The 2,660-nt window shown below is 46.6% G+C and carries 4 protein-coding genes; all 4 read left to right on the forward strand.

The window, feature by feature from the left end; genetic code table 11:
• Positions 1-229: 229 nt before the first annotated feature.
• From BUB06_RS21685 to BUB06_RS21700, 4 genes are read left to right on the forward strand one after another with little or no spacing between them, the layout of a single operon-like run.
• Positions 230-745, forward strand: coding sequence for a J domain-containing protein (locus BUB06_RS21685; RefSeq protein WP_039476515.1), 516 nt, complete (start codon positions 230-232; stop codon positions 743-745).
• 53 nt (positions 746-798) lie between these two features.
• Positions 799-1,362, forward strand: coding sequence for a hypothetical protein (locus BUB06_RS21690; protein WP_039476513.1), 564 nt, complete (start codon positions 799-801; stop codon positions 1,360-1,362).
• Between the two features lie 53 nt (positions 1,363-1,415).
• A complete protein-coding gene (locus BUB06_RS22415; protein ID WP_072013063.1) occupies positions 1,416-2,132 on the forward strand; it encodes a hypothetical protein in 717 nt (238 codons plus the stop codon).
• Positions 2,129-2,491, forward strand: a complete 363-nt coding sequence (locus BUB06_RS21700) for a hypothetical protein (protein WP_039476511.1) — start codon at positions 2,129-2,131, stop codon at positions 2,489-2,491. The genes BUB06_RS22415 and BUB06_RS21700 overlap by 4 nt, the downstream gene beginning before the upstream one ends.
• Positions 2,492-2,660 lie beyond the last annotated feature (169 nt).

Here is a 2,660-nt window from a genome sequence, read left to right on the forward strand (position 1 = left end):
CGTTATGGCTTAGCAGGACGGGGGAGGGGTTGGGGCGTTCTGGCAGTCAGCAAGGCCCGGCAATTTGACGAAACCGGCATATGTAGATCCGTGTCATTGCCTTATAAAACAATAAAACACGTACATATGTACGTGTTAATAATTGCATTTATAATCAATTGTACGTATAATTAACGACATGGAATCAACGGTGATTCCATATATAAAGGCCGAGCGGCCAGGAATAAAAATGAACGTACAAGAAGCATTGAATGTGTTTGGGTTGTCTGGTGAATTGACTGAAAAAGATGTTGTAAAGGCTTATAGAAAGCTGGCGCTGAAATATCACCCGGATCGTAATCCGTTGGGCACTGAGTTGATGAAAGCTGTTAATGCAGCGCGTGAAGTGCTGATGGCTAACATCGACAAAATTAACCAGTTTCAATCTGCTGATGAAAACGAGCGTTATAACTACGGTGAAGCGCTGGAAAATGTACTGGCTGCATTATCCGGGCTGGCTGGCATTGTGTATGAAGTGATCGGTAATTGGGTGTGGATCAGCGGTGAGACGTTTGAGCACAAAGCGGCATTGAAAGAAATTGGCTGTAAATGGGCACCGAAAAAACAGCAATGGTTTTTCCGCCCAGAAGAACAAAAAAGCACATGGAATCGTAAGGAGCGCAGCATTGATGAAATCCGTGAAATGCATGGCGCGAATGGCAAGTTTCGTGCAAAAGGCCGCAAAGCGGTAGAAATGCACGCGTAACCCATCATTCAGGGGGCCTACAAGCCCCCTCACTGCGATTTCAGGAGCAAATTATGGCAACAACCTTCTATGAGAGCATGATGCCCGTGTTTAAGCGTGTATGTGCCTTTTTAGGCAATGGCTGGCGTGTTGATCAACGCAGGGATGATGATAGCTATCGGATACATCTGTTTACACCGGCATTGCCAAATTATGGCATCACTGTGCGGCATGAAAAAGACCGACTGATCTTAACGGGTTCCCCGCTGCGCCATCAGTCATACAACGATTATTCATGTTGTACCGTCGCGCCAACGCGCGATCCTTGCGGCATTGCTAGGGATATCAAAAAAAAGATCCTCGCCGATGCACAGAAACTGTGCGACAAAGCGGCGGCTGATTTGGCGGGAAGTTATGCCATGAAAGAAGAAAGGAAAATATTGCTGAATCTGCTGACCCGGCTGATAGAAACCCGCGATTACGATAATTATCACGGTGTTTTATGTGAAATCAGGGCGCACAGCATCCGTGGGGATGTGTTAGAAGGCTACGGCGATACATATAATTTGAAACTTTCCGGCCTCAGCAAAGACCAGTTAATTAAACTGGCGGGATTTATCTCAACGCTGGAGCGATAAAATAACGAACGGCACGGAGTTCCCCGTGCCGCTCAGCTAATCATGAGGATAATATGCAGCAGATTTTTTTTGCACGATTGCCGGGCCGAGTCAGAAAAATGCTGACTGTCTACAGCGACGCGAAAGGCTATCAACTCGATTATCTCGCACTAGATCGCACAAATCCGAGCGCGGAAGAACGCGCACAAGGGGTGAAAGAAAAGCGGTTTGAGACGCTGAATAAGACCTTTTATCTGACAAACGATCAGCGAATAAACAATCAGCTAATCGACTGGTCGCAATACCCATTTCCTGAATTAACACAGCAATTTAAAACGTTTTTAGAATCTACAGAGGAAAAGACGATGATAACAGAGAAGCCCACCCCCGCCCAGGTCGCCGCAGCCAGGGCCGCAGCCAAACTGACACAGCGCGAAGCGGCGGAACGGTTTGGTATTCAGATCAATGCGTGGCAGAAAAAAGAGTCTACTGGCCCGTCTCATCGTGATCTGTCTGTGGGGGAATATAATTACTTGCTGATTTTGGCAAATAATCATCCCGAATTTTTGACCGTCAGGCGTCTGCCGAGGGATAAAAACGCCCGTCAGGAAGCTGCGCGGCTGGCATTTGAAATGGCGCAATATTTATCAGCTGGGGATTTCAATAACGTGGTAATACCGAGCGTTGTAGAAGCGATGATGAAGAATTTACAGGATACTGTCAGTGAATTACGTGGAGAATGGGAAAGTGATATTGATTATAAAAGAGGAGACGAGGTAACAGAAAAATGAAGAAGGAAGTAAAAACAGCAATTCATATTGAAGGCCTATCAGATCACGCCCTTGCTGAACTGATAAAAATGGCTATGGATGAATTTCAGCGGCGACTCGGAACAGCCAGCATTAACACAGTCAAGAGCATTGACATAGAACCCGTGGTTATTCATGCGCCGAGTGATAATGACATGGTATTCATCAATAATTGTCTCAAAAGACGGCGCTCAAACAATTACATTATTGCCAGTATGAAAACCAAATATCGGGAGCTAGCAGTAAAATACCCACAGTGGTTTTCCGCGAAAGGTTATCCTGATAGCTTGCGCGGTAGTACATCAAAACACTACGTCGATTATTTAACAAAGAACGAATAAAAATTAAGCTGGATAATTTGACGCGAACGCGGGCCTTGGCCCGCGTTTTTGTTTTGTGCGTCAGATGGCCGTTTCGCCGGAGCCCCGCGTTCTACACATATCCACAATCCCCCGTCGCGTCGTTGCCGCCGCTTGCCGCTCCCGCTTAGCAGGATGGCTTGATGGCCCC

The organism is Pectobacterium carotovorum (assembly GCF_900129615.1).
Taxonomy (GTDB): Bacteria; Pseudomonadota; Gammaproteobacteria; order Enterobacterales; family Enterobacteriaceae; genus Pectobacterium; species Pectobacterium carotovorum.

Excerpts from the sequence above, each read along its gene's own strand:
- BUB06_RS21690 (WP_039476513.1), top strand. The coding sequence starts at position 799 with ATGGCAACAACCTTCTATGAGAGCATGATGCCCGTGTTTAAGCGTGTA.
- BUB06_RS21685 (WP_039476515.1), top strand. The coding sequence starts at position 230 with ATGAACGTACAAGAAGCATTGAATGTGTTTGGGTTGTCTGGTGAATTG.
- BUB06_RS21700 (WP_039476511.1), top strand. The coding sequence starts at position 2,129 with ATGAAGAAGGAAGTAAAAACAGCAATTCATATTGAAGGCCTATCAGAT.
- BUB06_RS22415 (WP_072013063.1), top strand. The coding sequence starts at position 1,416 with ATGCAGCAGATTTTTTTTGCACGATTGCCGGGCCGAGTCAGAAAAATG.